Here is a 14773-nt window from a genome sequence, read left to right on the forward strand (position 1 = left end):
ATCATCACAGTGCGGGACTTATTGCGGAGCGGGAGTCTTACGTCTGTTTGAGACGGTAAGGGTCAGTGAGTTATCGGGCGCCTCAGACCGAGGAAGAGCCAAAAAAGCACGGCCCCTTTCGGGGCCGTGCGAAGTGAAGCCGAAAAGGACTGGATTGATCAGAAGCGCTGCTGGTACTTCATGTACATGAAGCGGCCGATGTCGAAACCACCGTAGTAGTTGGTGTTCGAGCTCGGCTGCGTGTACATCGGCGGACCAAGGCGGTCGAGCACGTTGTTGGCGCCCACCGAAATGGTGGCGTTCCACGGGGCCTGCCAGCGGAACTGCACGTCGTTGAAGGTGTTCGAGCCGACGCGGTTGAGCGCCCGGGTCTGCGCCGGGTTGGCCGCCACGTAGTCCGGATCCGAGCACTCGCCCGCCGCGAAGGTCGTGCTGAGACAGGACTCCTTCATCGCCGAGTAATAGCGCATGTTCCAACTGGCACCGAAATCGCCTTGCTCCCAGGTCAGGCCCAGGTTCGAACGCAGCCGGAAGTTGGCACCGTTGGTGTCGGCGAAGCTGTTGTTCTGGGTCACGAACGGCGCGGCATTGTCGGTCTTGAACTCGTTCTTGGTGACATAGGTGCTCTGCCAGTCGATGCCGAAACGGCCGTAGCCGGTGTCGAAGCGGTAGGCGGCGCCGAAATCAAAGCCTTCCATCTCGATGTAACCCGCGTTGCGGCTACCGAACTCCATGAAGTTGACGATGCCGAGGATTGGATCACGGGTGAACGAGGTGCAGCGCGAAGCGATGTTCTCCACATAGCAGTCGTTGAGCATCTGCGTGGGCGTGTCGGCGACGATCGTGTTCTCGATCTTGATGGCCCACCAGTCGACGTTCATGCTCAGGCCGTCGGCGAAGCCCGGGCTCCAGACGAAGCCGACATTCTTGCTGGTCGACTCTTCCGGGGTGAGCTGCTGGTTGCCGGCGCCCGTGAAGAACGCCAGCGGGGTCTGCGCGTTCGCCTGTGCCGTGGGGACGAAGCCCTGCTGCAGCTGGCGGTAGGTCTCGATGTTGGCGATGTCCTGGCCGCAACGGGCCTGCACGGCGGAGTCGCCCGCCGCTGCACCGCGTAGGCTGTCGCACGGATCGGTGAAGAACGAGAACGTCTGCGAGCCGCCACCGTAGAGGTTGTTGATGGTCGGAGCACGAAAGCCCTGGGCCCAGGTGGCGCGGATCAGCAAGTCATCGATCGGTTTCCACTTCAGTCCGAACTTGCTGTTGATCGTGTCGCCGAAGGTGTCGAAGTCCGAGTAGCGACTGGAGATGTTAAGGCTCAGCTCCTGCGCGCCCGGGGCGCCCATCAGGATCGGCACGAACAGCTCGCCGTAGATGGACTCTTCGCTGTAGCTGCCGCGGGTGGCGCGACCGGCCAGGTTGGTCGAACCACCGGTGACCGCCAGGCCGTCGGGGATGAATTCGCCCTGTTCCTTACGGTGCTCGACGCCGAGGGCGAAGGACATCTCGCCGGCCGGCAGCTCGAACAGGCCGCCGGTGATGTTGGCGGTATAGATGGTGGTTTCGGTCTCCCCCGTCGAATGCTCGCGCTGGAACAGGAAGTCCTGCACCTCCTGGCTCGCCAGGCTGCCCGGGCCGGCTTCACCGTAGTGCAGCAGCGGGTTCCACGGCACGCAGGCGGTGAATGCGATCGGGTTGTCGGGCGTGCCGCACTGCACCTGTCCGAGGTCGTTCAGGAAGGACGGCCCGAGCGCACGCTGCACGTTGGCCAGGTTGAAATTGCCATAGGACGCCTGCAGCACCTTGTTCTGGTTGTACATGGCGCCGACGTCCCAGTCGAAGTAACGCTCGCCGACCTCGAAGCTGCCTTCCAGAGCGCCGGTGAAGCGCCAGGTGGTCACGTCACTGGTCGAAACGCGCGGCACTTCCCAGCCGCGGCGCCACCAGTTGCCGATGTCGTTGCCGACCGGGTTGAAGTAGCTGTCGGCGTCGAGCGGTACGCCGTTGCCGGCGTCGAACGAGGCGAACGAACCCGCCTGCATCGGGTAGCCGGCGATGGAGCGGTCGGTGATGCGATTGCTGTACATCATGTTGCTGCGGAAGCGCACGTTGTCGGTAATGTCGTAGCTGCCATCTACGAACAGCGACTTGCGCTCCAGCGGGGTACGCAGGTGCATCTGCAGGCCGGCATTGCTCTTGTGGGTCGGGTTCTGGCCGCCGTCCTGGTTGATGTAGTCGGCCGGATTGCGCGGATCGCCGCCCGGACGCACGATGACACGCGCGTTGCGATTCGGATTGCTGTCGGAAGCTGGCGGGTAGATGACGTTAGGCAACGGATTGTTGGTCGGGTTGCTGACGAAGCCGCCGTACTCGCCCACCACGGTCCAGTTGCGGCCGGGATGGCGGTCGCCCAGCGGCTCAGCACTGAACGGACGGTCGCGCTGCCAGACTTCGTCTTCCCTGGCGTACTCGACGCCCATGGTGATCGAGCCGCGGTCATTGCTAGCGCCCATCACGAAGTCGTACTTCTCGACCGCGCCGTCGCCTTCGCCGTACTGGCCGTAGTAGACGCTGCCCTGGATGCCTTCGTAGTTGGAGCGGGTGATGATGTTGACCACGCCCGCCATCGCGTCGGAGCCGTACACGGCCGAGGCGCCATCCTTCAGCACCTCGATACGCTCGACCATCGCCGCCGGGATGGTGGAGATGTCCTGGATGCCGGTGGTGGTGATGCCCAAGCGTTTGCCGTTGACCAGCACCAGGGTGCGCTGGGCGCCCAGGTTGCGCAGGTCGATCGCCTGACCACCGGCGGCCTCACCCGAGGACAGCGGCGCAGCGCGGCTCAGTGGTGGCGAACCGGCGGCGGTAATGTTCTGCAGGATGTCGGCGACCGACTGGAAGCCCTGGTTCTCGATCTCGGCGCGGCTGATGGTCAGCACCGGCTGCGCGGTCTCGATATCGACCTGGCGGATACGTGAGCCGGTCACCTCGATGCGATCGAGGGTGGTGGCTTCGCCTTCCTGAGCGTAGGCAACGCCCGTGCCCGCGAGGGCGGTGGCACCTGCAGCGAGCGCGAGGGTAATCGCGTCGCGAAGCTGGGTGGTCTTGAATGTCATCTCTCTCTCCAAGTGAGTCTTGGGAAAATCCCATGGGAACCCGCCGTTGGCGTCAAATGAGACGCCTAATTCGGCAAGGCCGGGGCCGATGGTAGCCCCCCTTGGAGAAAAATTAAAGTGTCGTTAATACGCGAGCGGACAGCGGGAACTTCACGCCATTTCCGGTGCGGAAACCAGCTCTGCTTAGAGGTCTTGCTCGTAACGGACGTAAGGCACGGTGCCCTCGTCCTCGCCGTTCTCGCCGCGTGGTGAGAACGGGTTCCTGCCGCGGGTGACGACGTTCTCGGCGCCCACGGTCAGCTGGCCGCTCCAGGGCGTGCGCCAGGTCAGCCCCAAACCCAGGCCTTCCCAGCGAGGTTGACCTGGGGTGTCGATCACCTGGCCGATGACATTGGCGCCGAAGTCGCCGAAGCCGCCGCCGACGCTCAGCGACTTGCTGTCCCAGCGGTCGGCCATCCCATCGGGGGCCTGGGTAAAGGGAATGAGCCGCGCCTTGGCGACCGTGCCGGCGATCGAGACGTAACCCTGGTCACGGATGTTCTTCTGCACGAAGACGGTCAGATCGTTGCCGTCCACCTGGCCGCCACCGCCGCGCGCGGCGCCACTGGAAGTCAGCCAGGCTGGCAGGTTGCCGCTGGTTTCGCCGACCGAGACGCCGACGCTGCCGCCGGGGCGGCTGAGTGCGGCGGTCGCGGTGTTGCGGCGTCCGCCGTCGTCACCGCCGATACCGTCGTCCAGCGACGCCAGCAGGCAGTTGTTGGCGAGATTGCCCAGCGCATGCGACAGGCCGCTCTGGTGGTCGCAGAGCAGGGCCAGCGAGTCGCCGGCCTCCAGGCCGAACGCGGCATCGAGGCGGTTGCCGCCGAAACGGAGTCGGGCGCCGGAGCTGGCGACATCGTCGTCGGTGGGCTCGAGCACCAGCAGCGCCTCGAGCTGGCCGCTGGCGTTGTTCCAGATCGGCAGTACGGTCTGGTCGTCACGCCTGGGCTGGCTCTGTGCGTGCGCACCCGCCGCAACGCCGAAGGCGAGCAGGGCGGCGAGCGCGAGCTTGGCAGGACGCAGCGGCATGGCGGACGGTCGACCCGAAGGCGAAGTCGGAAGTTCCCCGGAACAGCGGGATCCGACTCTACGCCGTTTATGTTTATTTAACAATCCCCTGCTCCCGTCGAACGACCCCGTGAGGGGCTACTGCAACCGCGTCGGAGCCGACATTGGAACCGGTCCGGCGGTGAACAAGGCGTCAATGGCGGCGTGGTCGAAAGTGTAATTCTGGCCGCAGAATTCACAGCGGACGTGGACGCGGCCGTCGACCTGCGCGGCCCGGGCCTCGTCCTGACCCAGCGACTGCAGCACGGCCGCCACCCGGTCGCGGGAGCAGGAGCAGCCGAAGCGCAGCGGCCGTTGATCCAAGAGCTGTGGCGACTCCTGATGGAACAGCCGTTGCAACAGGGTGGAGGTGGGGCAGGTGAGCAGTTCCGGCGCCGTCAGGGTGTCGAACAGGGCGCTGGCGCGATTCCAGCCGTCGGCGTCGCCCTCGTCGCCCGGCAGCTTCTGCAGCATCAGCCCGGCGGCAGCGGTGTCGTCGGCCGCCAGCGCCATGCGCGTCGGCAGTTGCTCGGACTGGCGGAAGTACTCCTCGAAGGCGACCGCCAGCGAGTCCGAGGCGAGCGCCACCAGCCCCTGATAGCGCTGCGGCTCGCGGTCGCCGGCGCGCGGGTTCTCGATGGTGATGGCCAGGGTGGCGCCATCGCCGGCCTCGCGCAGGCCGTGCGACAGGGTCGTGGCGCCTTCGGCGAGGCGGACGATTCCCCGCAACGTACCCGCGGCGGTGCACTCGGCGAACAGGGTGCGCAGGGCGCCCTCGCCGCGCAGTTGCACCGACAGGCGCCCGTCGATCTTGGCGTGGCCGGTGAACAGCGCGGCGGCGGCGCTCGCTTCGCCCAGCAGTTCCGCGGCCGCGGCAGGATAGTCGTCGCGCGTGCGGATGCTGCTCCAGGTGTCGCGCAGGTGCACGCGCACGCCGCGCACGCCGGCGTCGGGCAGCAGGAAACGGGTCAAGCGGTCGCTGTCGGGTCGGGGTGCGGTCATGCTCGGAGCGGTGGATGGGGCGGGCCGCCATCATGTCGGATAATGCGCGCGATACGCCGGACAAGATGGAGAGACGAACGTGATAGATGGGGCTGCGGTCGCGAGGCGCAAGCCCAGGGCTCGGCAATGAACGCGCGCACTCGGGCGCCGCGTTGGCGGCGTTGGCGCAGGCGCTTGCTGATGTTGCCGCTGGTGCTGGTGCTGCTCAGCATCCTTCAGGTGCTGGCACTGCGCTTCATCGACCCGCCGTTCTCGATGTTCATGGCGGCGCGGCAGCTGCGGGCCTGGACCGCGGGCGACGGCGACTTCCGCGTTGCCTATCGCTGGCGCGACTTCGATCGCATCGCGCCGACGCTGCCGCTGGCGGCGATCGCCGCCGAGGACCAGAACTTCGCCGCGCACCACGGTTTCGACCTGAAGGCGATCGAGAAGGCGCGCGCGCACAACGCCCGGGGCGGGCGGCTGCGCGGCGCCAGCACGATCAGCCAGCAGGTGGCGAAGAACCTGTTCCTGTGGAACGGGCGCAGCTGGGTGCGCAAGGGCCTGGAAGCCTGGTACACGCTGCTGTTGGAGCTGATGTTGCCGAAGCAGCGGATCCTCGAGGTCTACGTCAACGTCGCCGAGTTCGGCGACGGCGTGTACGGCGCGCAGGCGGCGGCGCGGACTTTCTTCGGCAAGGACGCGGACGCGCTCGGGACTGCCGAAAGCGCGCGCCTGGCCGCGGTGCTGCCCAACCCCAAGGGCTACAGCGCGGCGCGGCCGGGTCCCTACGTGCAGCGCCGCACGCTGGCGATCCAGCGGCAGATGCGGCAGATCGGGGGCGTGGCGCATCTCGATCAATTGCAGTGAGGCGTCCGATGTCAGCGGCCGGGCCTTTGCCGTTTGTAGGAGCGGCTTCAGCCGCGACCCCGCGCATCCGGAGCGCGGACAATGCGCCTGCCAAGCCGGATCCGGTCGCGGCTGAAGCCGCTCCTACAGGAGGGGCCGATGCCGGGGAGGCGGCGGGTTAGGATGTGAAGATGCCCCGTGACCTGCTGACCGTCATCGTCGCCGCCTACAACGAGGCCGAAGCGTTACCCGTGCTGCAGGCGCGGATCGCGGCGGCGCTCGACACGTTGGCGGCCGATGCCGTGGACGGCCGCGTGCTCTACGTCGACGACGGCAGCCGCGACCGCACTTGGGAGGTGCTGCGGGAGTTCGCCGCCGCCGACCCGCGCGTGTCGCTGCTGCGGCTGTCGCGCAACTTCGGCAAGGAAGCGGCGCTGACCGCCGGCCTGGACCTGGTGGAGGAGGGCGCGGCGCTGATCCTCGACGCCGACGGGCAGGATCCGCCGGAACTGATCCCGCAGTTCGTGGCACGCTGGCGTGAAGGCTACGACGACGTCCACGGCACCCGGCTGCAGCGCGAAGGGGAGGGCTGGCTCAAGCGCGCCTCCGCGCACCTCTTCTATCGCGTGATGCAGCGGTTGTCGAAGACGCCGATCCCGGTTGACACCGGTGATTTCCGCCTGCTGTCGCCGCGGGCATTGGCGGCATTGCGGCAGTTGCGCGAGCGCCATCGGTTCATGAAAGGGCTGTTCGGCTGGGTCGGGTACAACCGGGTGGCGATTCCCTACCTGCGCGAGCCGCGGCTGGCGGGCGCCAGCAAGTTCGGCTTCTGGCGGTTGTGGAACTTCGCCCTGGAGGGCATCACCAGCTTCTCCACCGCACCGCTGCGGCTGGCGACCTATGTCGGCCTGGGGACCGCGGCGCTGGCGTTCGTGTACGCCGTGTCGATCGTGATCAAGGCCCTGTTCCTGGGTGACCCCGTCGCCGGTTGGCCGACGATGATGTCGGTGATCCTGTTCCTCGGCGGTGTGCAGCTGATCGCGCTGGGAATGATCGGCGAGTACCTTGGACGCCTGTACGACGAATCGAAGCAGCGGCCGCTGTATCTCGTCGACACCTGGCTGCCGGCGACCGGAGTATCCTCGCGCCAGGACCAGCCGAGCGGAGGCGAGCATCATGCGTACGGTGAGACAGCTGCTGGAAGCGAAGGCGCCTGAGATCTTCGCCGTCGGCCCGGATGTTCCCGTGCTCGAGGCGATCCGGCTGATGGCGCAGAAGCACATCGGCGCGGTACTGGTGGTGCAGGGCGGCCGCCTGGCCGGAATCCTGTCCGAGCGCGACTACGCGCGCAAGATCGTGCTGGAGGGCCGCTCCTCGAAGGACACCCCGGTGCGCGACATCATGACCGCCGAGGTGATCACGGTACAACTGGACGACAACGTGCAGCGCTGCATGCAGATCGTCACCCGCGAGCGCATCCGCCACCTGCCGGTGACCGATGCCGCAGGCAACGTGCTCGGCGTGGTTTCGATCGGCGACCTGGTCAAGGCGGTGATCGAGGACCAGCAGCTCGAACTGGATCAGTTGCAGCGCTACATCTCGTCCTAGGGTCAATGGCGCTTACCGGCGTTCTCTTGCGCGTGTACGCGGACACACAAGGCATCGGCCGACCGGCCGGAGAACCGTAGGAGCGCGCCATGCGCGCGATGCCGCGGGTGTCGGCAGAATCCGGTGGATGCCGCGATCCTGGCCCGGCAGGCGCGCCGGTCATCGGAATTCGCGGGCGGCGCAATGCCCGCGGCATCACGCGCATGGCGCGCTCCTACGGTATCAGCGAAGGGCCGCCTATTTCGCGTATTCGCCGCCGCAGTCGCTGTCCTCGCCGCCGCCCAGTTCGATGGTCGCCAGCAGCGCCGCCGGCGGCGCGATGCTGCCGAGCGTCACCGCCAGCGCGCCGCGAAGGCCGAGCCGGCCGAGGTCGGGGCGGATGCCAGGATTGGCGAACGTGCCGTCCACCACCAGCGGCGAGCGCAAGGTGAGAATGCTGCGATCCTTGGGGCGCGGCCGCAGAATCAGGTCCAGCGTTTCCTCGCCCAGGTCGATGCTGCCCTCGCCGACGATGATGGTGTCGGTGGTGTCGAACGCCAGCGCACGCGCTTCCATCACGCCGTCCTGCACGGCGAAGTCGCCGAACGCACAGCGGACCGGGATGATGCGGTCGCCGGTCAGCAGGAAGGCCAGCGCTTCGGCGATGTCGATGCCGGCCAGTTCCAGCAGCAGGTTGCTGATCTGGCCACGGCCCATGCCGATGGCGATGTCGCCGTCGGCGCTGCCGAGCATCTGCGCGACCGAGTTGCCGCTGCCGGTGATCGCCAGCCGCCCACCGATGTCGCCGGTGGCCTCCTGCGCCAGTTCCGCGTCGGGAAACAGCCGGCCCAGGTCGAGGCCGCGCAGTTCGGCGTCCAGGCGCGTGCGGATCGGCTGGTCGCGGGCATTCATGCGGACGCTGGAACGGATCTCGCCCCCGGCGGCGCCGAAGTTCAGCGGCTCCAGGCGCACCAGGCCGTCCTCGAGCAGCAGGCGGCCGTCCATGTCGTCCAGCGGCAACACCGGGGACTCGATGCGCTGCGCGCGCAGACGCACGTCGGCATTCATCGCGTTCAGCTTTTCGAGCTCATAGGGCGTGTCCGGAAGCACGCGGCCATCGGCCGCTGGCCGCGCCTGCGGCCCTCCCTCGTCATCTGCCTGGGGATCGCCGCCGATGAAACCGGCAAGATCGTCGAAGTCGAGCAGTTTCGAGGTCAGCTGTGCCCGGAAGAACGGGCGCTCGCCGCCGAAGGTGACGCTGGCGTCACCGCTGAGATCGCTGTCGCCGACCGTTCCGGTGAATCCGTCGTAGCGCCAGGTGTCGCCGTCGCGGCGGAAGCGGCCGTCCAGCGAGTACGGCGGCGTCGGCGGCAGCGCGATGCCGAGCAGGGGATAGAGGTCTTCGAGATCGTCGCCCGACAGGGCCAGGCGCAGGTCGAAATCCCGCAGCCGGAACACGTTCACCAGCGCGCCGCGGGCATGCGCGTGCGTTGCGCCGGCGCTCGCGCGCAGGTCGACGCGATACGGCTGCCCGGTGTCCTGCAGGTCGAGCGGCGACTCCGCGCGCCCGCGCAGGCGGAAATCGCTGCCCCGCCAGCGGCCCCCGCCCTCGAGCACGACCGGCGGCGCGGCGTTTTCGGTGCGTGATGCGCGGCTGGCGACGTCGACCTCGATCTCGGTGTCGCGCGCCGCATCGACGAACAGCAGGCGGCCGTCGTCGACCCAGAGCTGGCCGAGCTGCGGTGGCGTGCCGTCGCCGTCCTGGTCGTCGAAGTTCCAGTTGCCGCCTTCGGGTCCGGTCTCCAGGCGCAGGTGCGGCTTGGCCAGCCGGATCCCCGGAATCAGGAACTTGCCGCGGAACAGCAGCGATGGCACATCGACGCCGAATTCCAGCCGCTCGGTGCTCGCCATCAGCGGCTGTTCGGACCAATCGGCGTTGCCGAGCCGCAGTGCATCGGCGCGGACCGTCGTGACCCGGCCGAGGCCGACGTCGAGGCTTCCGATCTCGAAGCTGCGACCGGTGCGCGCCTCGACCGCGCGTTCGACCGGACCCTTGAACCAGTTCCAGTCCCACAGCGCGAACAGCACGATCAGTGCCAGCAGCACCGCGGCAAGCGCGGTCCACCAGGGATGGTCGACGATCGCGTCGAGGTGCCGCGACCGATGTCGGGGAGCGGGCATCATGGCCTTCGCCGCAATGAAGCATTTCCCGCACCATCGGCAGACGCCGGTCAAGCGGGAGTGAATGCGGTCGGCGCCGGTTCAGTCGCGGTGGACGTGGCGGCGGCGCCGAGCGTGTCCCGGCGGTTCTTCGGAACGGCGCCGGCGGCCCCCCGCGGCCGCCTTCTATTCGTCCGCCCGCTCGCAGCGCAGCGTGCGGCCGGTATCGTCCTGGCTCAGCGCGGCATAGTCGCCGTCGACGACAAAACGTAGGCCGACGTCGGACCAGGTACGTGGCTTGCTGCCCGTGATCGCGCCCAGGCTCACCACGCGGCCGTCGCTCATGCTGACTCGGGCGCTGCGCCCGTCGCCGAGCAGGTCGACACGATTGCCGCCGTCGCAGTGGTAGCGCGCGTCGATGGCTTCGTTCTCGACCGTGGCCGCGGTCGCCGGCTCGGGCTCCGGTGCGGTGTCGGCGACGTCGGCGGCAGGCGCTTGGTCGACCTGCTGCCGGCAGGAGGTCGCGAGCAGCGACAGGCCGATTGCAAGACAGAAGAGGAATCTGGTCATGAGGAGTTCGCCTCCGGGCACGGGATGGCCGGAGGCCAATGATAAGCATCCCGCGTCAAGCGGGCGCGACCACCTGGGCCATCACCGCGATGTAATGGCAGACGCTGCCGGCGATGCAGAACAGGTGCCAGATGGCGTGGGAGTACGGCACCGACTCGCGGTGGTAGAAGTACGTGCCCAGGGTATAGGCGACGCCGCCGGCCATCAGCCAGCCGAACGTCCACGCGTCCAGCGCCGCGATCACCGGTTTGATCGCGACCAGTACCAGCCAGCCCATGGCGAGGTAGATCAGCGTCGACAGCCGCTTGAAGCGACCGGTGAAGAACAGCTTGAAGATCACGCCGGCGAGGGCCAGCGTCCAGATCGCGGCGAACAGCGACCAGCCCAGCGCGCCGCGCAGGGGAATCAGGGTGAATGGCGTGTAGGTGCCGGCGATCAACAGGTAGATCGCGCAATGATCGAACACCTTGAGCCGGCCCTTGAGCACCGGATGGGCGACGGCGTGGTATAGCGTGGAGGCGAGATAGAGCAGCAGCAGGCAGAGACCGAACACGATCGATGCGCCCAGCTGCCAGGCGTTGCCGTGCAGCGCCGCCAATGTGATCAATACCGCACCGCCGGCGAGCGCCGCGGCCGCGCCGACGCCATGGGTCAACGCGCTCGCCAACTCCTCGCGTTGCGCACGCAGTTCCGCGGTCAGGATCATGGCGACACCTTCGGCGGGACGGGTGGAGCAATTGCTCGGTTTTCGCGGCGTACGCGGAAGCGGCAGACTGGAGACGGGGTCGTTGCGATGGCAGGCGTCATTGGATCGGTTGGCGATCGCGGCCACGATCGCAGGTGTTATCCATGGGCTCCGGTGTCGCGGGGGTCACAACTTGCTGCAGTTCCGTGTCGGGCCTTCATCCTGGTGCAGCTGCACGTCCGGGCCGTCGACCATCAGGCTCAGTGCTTCGCCGACGTAGGCGTCGCCGCCGCCCTGCGAGGCCGACTCCGCACGCGGCAGGGTGATGGTGCGGCCGTCGGGCAGGGTGACGTCGGCGATGGCGCCGGCATAGGAGATGCGCAGATCGCTGTCGTCGTCGCATCGGTAACGGACGGCGACGTCGTCTGCCGCGACCGGCGGATCCACCGGAGCGATCGCGCCGGGCGCGGTCTCGATGTCGGCCGTCGCGCCCTCGGCGTCGGAGGACTCTCGCGGTTGGCAGGCGACGCACGACAGGACCAGCGTCGCGCAGAGCACGGCATGCCATTTTTCGTTCATCGCTCGCTCCCGTGCGTGGGCAAACGCGAAGCCTAGCGCGGCCGCCGGTAACGACAGGTGATGGCGAGGCGTCAGTCCACGGCCATCGCGTGCGCGTGCTCGCGGGTGGCCAGCAGCGCCACGTCGGGCCAGCGCTCCGCCGTCAGCTGCAGGTTGACCCGGGTGGGTGCCAGGTAGACCAGGTGGCCAGCGGCGTCGATGCCGAGATTGGAGGCATTCTTCTCGCGGAATTCCTCCAGCTTCTTCGGATCATCGCAGCGCACCCAGCGGGTGGTGACCACGCCGACCGGCTCGAAGCCGGCGTCGACGCCGTATTCGTCCTTGAGCCGGTAGGCGGCGACGTCGAACTGCAGCACGCCGACCGCGCCCAGGATCAGGTCGTTGGACATCAGCGGGCGAAAGAACTGGGTCGCGCCTTCCTCCGACAGCTGCGCCAGGCCCTTCTGCAGCTGCTTGAGCTTGAGCGGGTCGCGCAGGCGCGCGCGGCGGAACAGTTCCGGGGCGAAGTTGGGAATGCCGGTGAAGGCCAGCGCCTCGCCTTCGGTGAAGGTGTCGCCGATCGAGATGGTGCCGTGGTTGTGGATGCCGATCACGTCGCCCGGCCAGGCCTCGGCGGCGATCTCGCGATCGCTGGCCATGAAGGTCAGGGCGTTGGCGAGCTTCTGCTCCTTGCCGCTGCGCACGTGGAAGGCCTTCATGCCGGCGACGAACCGGCCCGAGCACACGCGCATGAAGGCGACGCGGTCGCGGTGCTGCGGGTCCATGTTGGCCTGGATCTTGAACACGAAGCCGGTCAGCTTGTCCTCGGTCGGCTGCACGGTGCGAGTGGTGGTCGCGCGCGGCTGCGGCGACGGCGCGTGGCGCACGAAGAAGTCCAGCAAGGGCTGCACGCCGAAGTTGTTGACGGCCGAGCCGAAGAACACCGGCGTCTGCCGGCCGGCCAAGTAGGCTTCGGCGTCGAACGGGTGCGAAGCGCCCTGCACGAGCTCGAGCTCGTCGCGCAGTTCGGTCAGCATTTCGGTACCGATGCGCGCCTCCAGGCCCGGATCGTCGATCGAGGTGAAGATGGTCGAGTCCTGGCGGGTGAAGTTGCGGCCCGGTTCGTACAGGTGCACCTCGCCGCTGACCAGGTGCACCACGCCCTTCAGGCGCTGGCCCATGCCGATCGGCCAGGTGACCGGCGCGCACTGGATGCCGAGCACGGACTCGACCTCGTCGAGCAGGTCGATCGGATCGCGGCCCTCACGGTCGAGCTTGTTGATGAAAGTCATGATCGGCGTGTCGCGCAGCCGGCAGACCTCCATCAGCTTGATGGTGCGTTCCTCGACGCCCTTGGCGACGTCGATCACCATCAATGCGGAGTCGACCGCGGTCAGCACGCGGTAGGTGTCCTCGCCGAAGTCGGCGTGGCCGGGGGTATCGAGCAGGTTGACGATGCGACCCTCGTACGGGAACTGCATCACCGAGCTGGTGACGGAGATCCCGCGCTCCTTCTCCAACGCCATCCAGTCCGAGGTGGCGTGGCGCGCGGCCTTGCGGCCCTTCACCGAGCCGGCCATCTGGATCGCGCCGCCGAACAGAAGCAGCTTCTCGGTCAGCGTGGTCTTGCCGGCGTCGGGGTGCGAGATGATGGCGAAGGTGCGGCGTCGCGCGGCTTCTGTGGAAACGTCGGACATGGGAAGTGGCGCCGAGGGGCGCCGTTCGGGAGGCGGGAGGGAGCAATTATAGGATTTCCGCCCATGTTCTGCGCTGCAGCGTGTCGCGGCCGGATGCCGGCACCGTGCCCTTAGCTCGTCATCCCGGCGCAGGCCGGATCCATTTCCCGCAGTTCAGCGCGCAGTGGCGCGATGCATACGGCAGAAAGACGTTTGGTTCAAGGGCTTCGGAGACAGCGGCGCCCGGGCCGGGGCATGCTCCCCGGCTCGGTCAGCCATCCATGGCTGACTCGCCGCCGCAGGCCATCCATGGCCTGCTTTCCGCATACCCCGACCCGGGCGCCGCACCGGTCATTTGCTTTCGGATGCTTGGAAGCCCTCCCACCGAAGCCGTCGGGGGTTTTAGCGGGAGACGTGCCGCGGGGATTGCGGAGAGCTGACCATGGATGGTCAGCGGCCCTGAGTCCGGCCATGGATGGCCGGACCGAAGGGCGGAGTAATCCCCGCGGCGCGGCTCACGCCCCGCGCGGCAAACCGAAGGCGCTTTCGTGCTTTAGAAGCGATGGGATTCTCGGGCTTCGGGTCCGGCGACATCGGCATCGGCATCCGGATCGCGGAAGCGCAGGATCCCGCGCGGGCCGAACATGCGGAACGGGATCGACTGCAGGCGCATGCCGCGGTTGACCTGGACCACGAAGTGCAGGTGCGGGCCGCTGCTGAAGCCGGTGTTGCCGGACAGGGCGATGCGCTGGCCGCGACGCACGCGCTCGCCGGCGCGCACGAACACGCGATCGGCGTCGAGATGCGCGTACACCGCCATGCTGCCGTCGTCGTGCAGGATGCGCACGAAGTTGGCGCGAGCGTCGTAATGGTCCTCGGTGCCGGCATCGCGGAAACCGGATTCGATCTGCATCACCACGCCGTCGCGGGCGGCCAGCACCGGGGTGCCGACGTCCACCGCGAAATCGACTGCGTGCCGGTTCTCGATGTCGGCGTGGCTGAAGGCGCCGCCCCAGCCCTGCTCGACGTACAGCTGGCGGGTCTGCAGTGGCCAGGCGTATTCGACGTCCCGCGGGCGGGCACTGGGGTGGCCGGGCACGGCCTGCAGGCGTAGCTCGGCACGGCCGGACGCGTTGCCGGCGATCCGGGCGACCAGCGTGCTGTCGTGGGCGGGGACGGTGGCGCGGGCCGGCAACGCCGGCTCCGACTGCGACTGCGCTCCGCCGGTGGCGTGCAACACCACCTCGATCGGTCCGTCGAGCGGGTTGTCGGCCCAGGCGAGGATCAAGCCTTCACGCTGCTCCAGCCGCAGCCGCGCGACCGGGCCGGGTGCAACCTCCACCGGGACGACCGTGACCTCGGTGTCGCCGGCGTGCTCGCCGACACGGTCGCCGTAGTGCACAACGCCGTCGGCGCCGATCCAGCGATAGACACGCGCGGCCTGCGCGGATGTCGCCGTCAACAGCGCCGCGAACAGCAGTGCGGCCGGGTGTGCGCGTGGGCGCATC

General features: G+C 68.0%; 12 protein-coding genes. 3 read left to right on the forward strand and 9 right to left on the reverse strand.

The window, feature by feature from the left end:
- Positions 1-158: 158 nt before the first annotated feature.
- From FXO19_RS09375 to hslO, 3 genes are all read right to left on the reverse strand, one after another.
- The gene (locus FXO19_RS09375) at positions 159-3113 is read right to left on the reverse strand and encodes a TonB-dependent receptor plug domain-containing protein (RefSeq protein ID WP_149194831.1); all 2955 of its coding nucleotides are present in this window, start codon (positions 3111-3113) and stop codon (positions 159-161) included.
- A 183-nt stretch (positions 3114-3296) separates the two neighbouring features.
- Positions 3297-4145, reverse strand: a complete 849-nt coding sequence (locus FXO19_RS09380; protein WP_187775729.1) for an XOO1806 family protein — start codon at positions 4143-4145, stop codon at positions 3297-3299.
- A 153-nt stretch (positions 4146-4298) separates the two neighbouring features.
- The gene (gene hslO / locus FXO19_RS09385; protein ID WP_149194833.1) at positions 4299-5201 is read right to left on the reverse strand and encodes an Hsp33 family molecular chaperone HslO; all 903 of its coding nucleotides are present in this window, start codon (positions 5199-5201) and stop codon (positions 4299-4301) included.
- A 126-nt stretch (positions 5202-5327) separates the two neighbouring features.
- On the opposite strand from hslO, the gene mtgA reads away from it, so the two are divergent.
- From mtgA to FXO19_RS09400, 3 genes are all read left to right on the forward strand, one after another.
- Positions 5328-6050 carry a monofunctional biosynthetic peptidoglycan transglycosylase gene (gene mtgA, locus FXO19_RS09390; protein WP_149194834.1) on the forward strand — a complete coding sequence of 241 codons (723 nt, stop codon included), beginning with the start codon at positions 5328-5330 and terminating at the stop codon, positions 6048-6050.
- A gap of 170 nt (positions 6051-6220) precedes the next feature.
- Positions 6221-7246, forward strand: coding sequence for a glycosyltransferase family 2 protein (locus FXO19_RS09395; protein ID WP_149194835.1), 1026 nt, complete (start codon positions 6221-6223; stop codon positions 7244-7246).
- The gene (locus tag FXO19_RS09400) at positions 7206-7637 is read left to right on the forward strand and encodes a CBS domain-containing protein (protein WP_149194836.1); all 432 of its coding nucleotides are present in this window, start codon (positions 7206-7208) and stop codon (positions 7635-7637) included. The genes FXO19_RS09395 and FXO19_RS09400 overlap by 41 nt, the downstream gene beginning before the upstream one ends.
- A 237-nt stretch (positions 7638-7874) precedes the next feature.
- On the opposite strand, the gene FXO19_RS09405 is transcribed toward FXO19_RS09400, so the two are convergent.
- The 6 genes from FXO19_RS09405 to FXO19_RS09430 all read right to left on the reverse strand — a co-directional run bounded on the left by FXO19_RS09405 (position 7875) and on the right by FXO19_RS09430 (position 14772).
- Entirely contained in the window at positions 7875-9797 is a 1923-nt protein-coding gene (locus tag FXO19_RS09405) for an AsmA family protein (RefSeq protein WP_255516368.1), read from the reverse strand.
- Between the two features lie 165 nt (positions 9798-9962).
- On the reverse strand, positions 9963-10346 hold the full coding sequence (locus FXO19_RS09410) for a DUF4139 domain-containing protein (RefSeq protein ID WP_149194838.1): 384 nt from the start codon (positions 10344-10346) through the stop codon (positions 9963-9965).
- Between the two features lie 55 nt (positions 10347-10401).
- On the reverse strand, positions 10402-11052 hold the full coding sequence (gene trhA, locus FXO19_RS09415; protein WP_149194839.1) for a PAQR family membrane homeostasis protein TrhA: 651 nt from the start codon (positions 11050-11052) through the stop codon (positions 10402-10404).
- 165 nt (positions 11053-11217) lie between these two features.
- A complete protein-coding gene (locus tag FXO19_RS09420; RefSeq protein WP_149194840.1) occupies positions 11218-11610 on the reverse strand; it encodes an MliC family protein in 393 nt (130 codons plus the stop codon).
- Between the two features lie 71 nt (positions 11611-11681).
- Positions 11682-13286: a peptide chain release factor 3 gene (locus FXO19_RS09425; RefSeq protein ID WP_149194841.1), complete on the reverse strand. Its 1605-nt coding sequence runs from the start codon at positions 13284-13286 to the stop codon at positions 11682-11684.
- Between the two features lie 532 nt (positions 13287-13818).
- Positions 13819-14772: a peptidoglycan DD-metalloendopeptidase family protein gene (locus FXO19_RS09430; protein WP_149194842.1), complete on the reverse strand. Its 954-nt coding sequence runs from the start codon at positions 14770-14772 to the stop codon at positions 13819-13821.
- Position 14773 lies beyond the last annotated feature (1 nt).

This window comes from Luteimonas suaedae, assembly GCF_008312895.1.
Lineage (GTDB): Bacteria > Pseudomonadota > Gammaproteobacteria > Xanthomonadales > Xanthomonadaceae > Luteimonas > Luteimonas suaedae.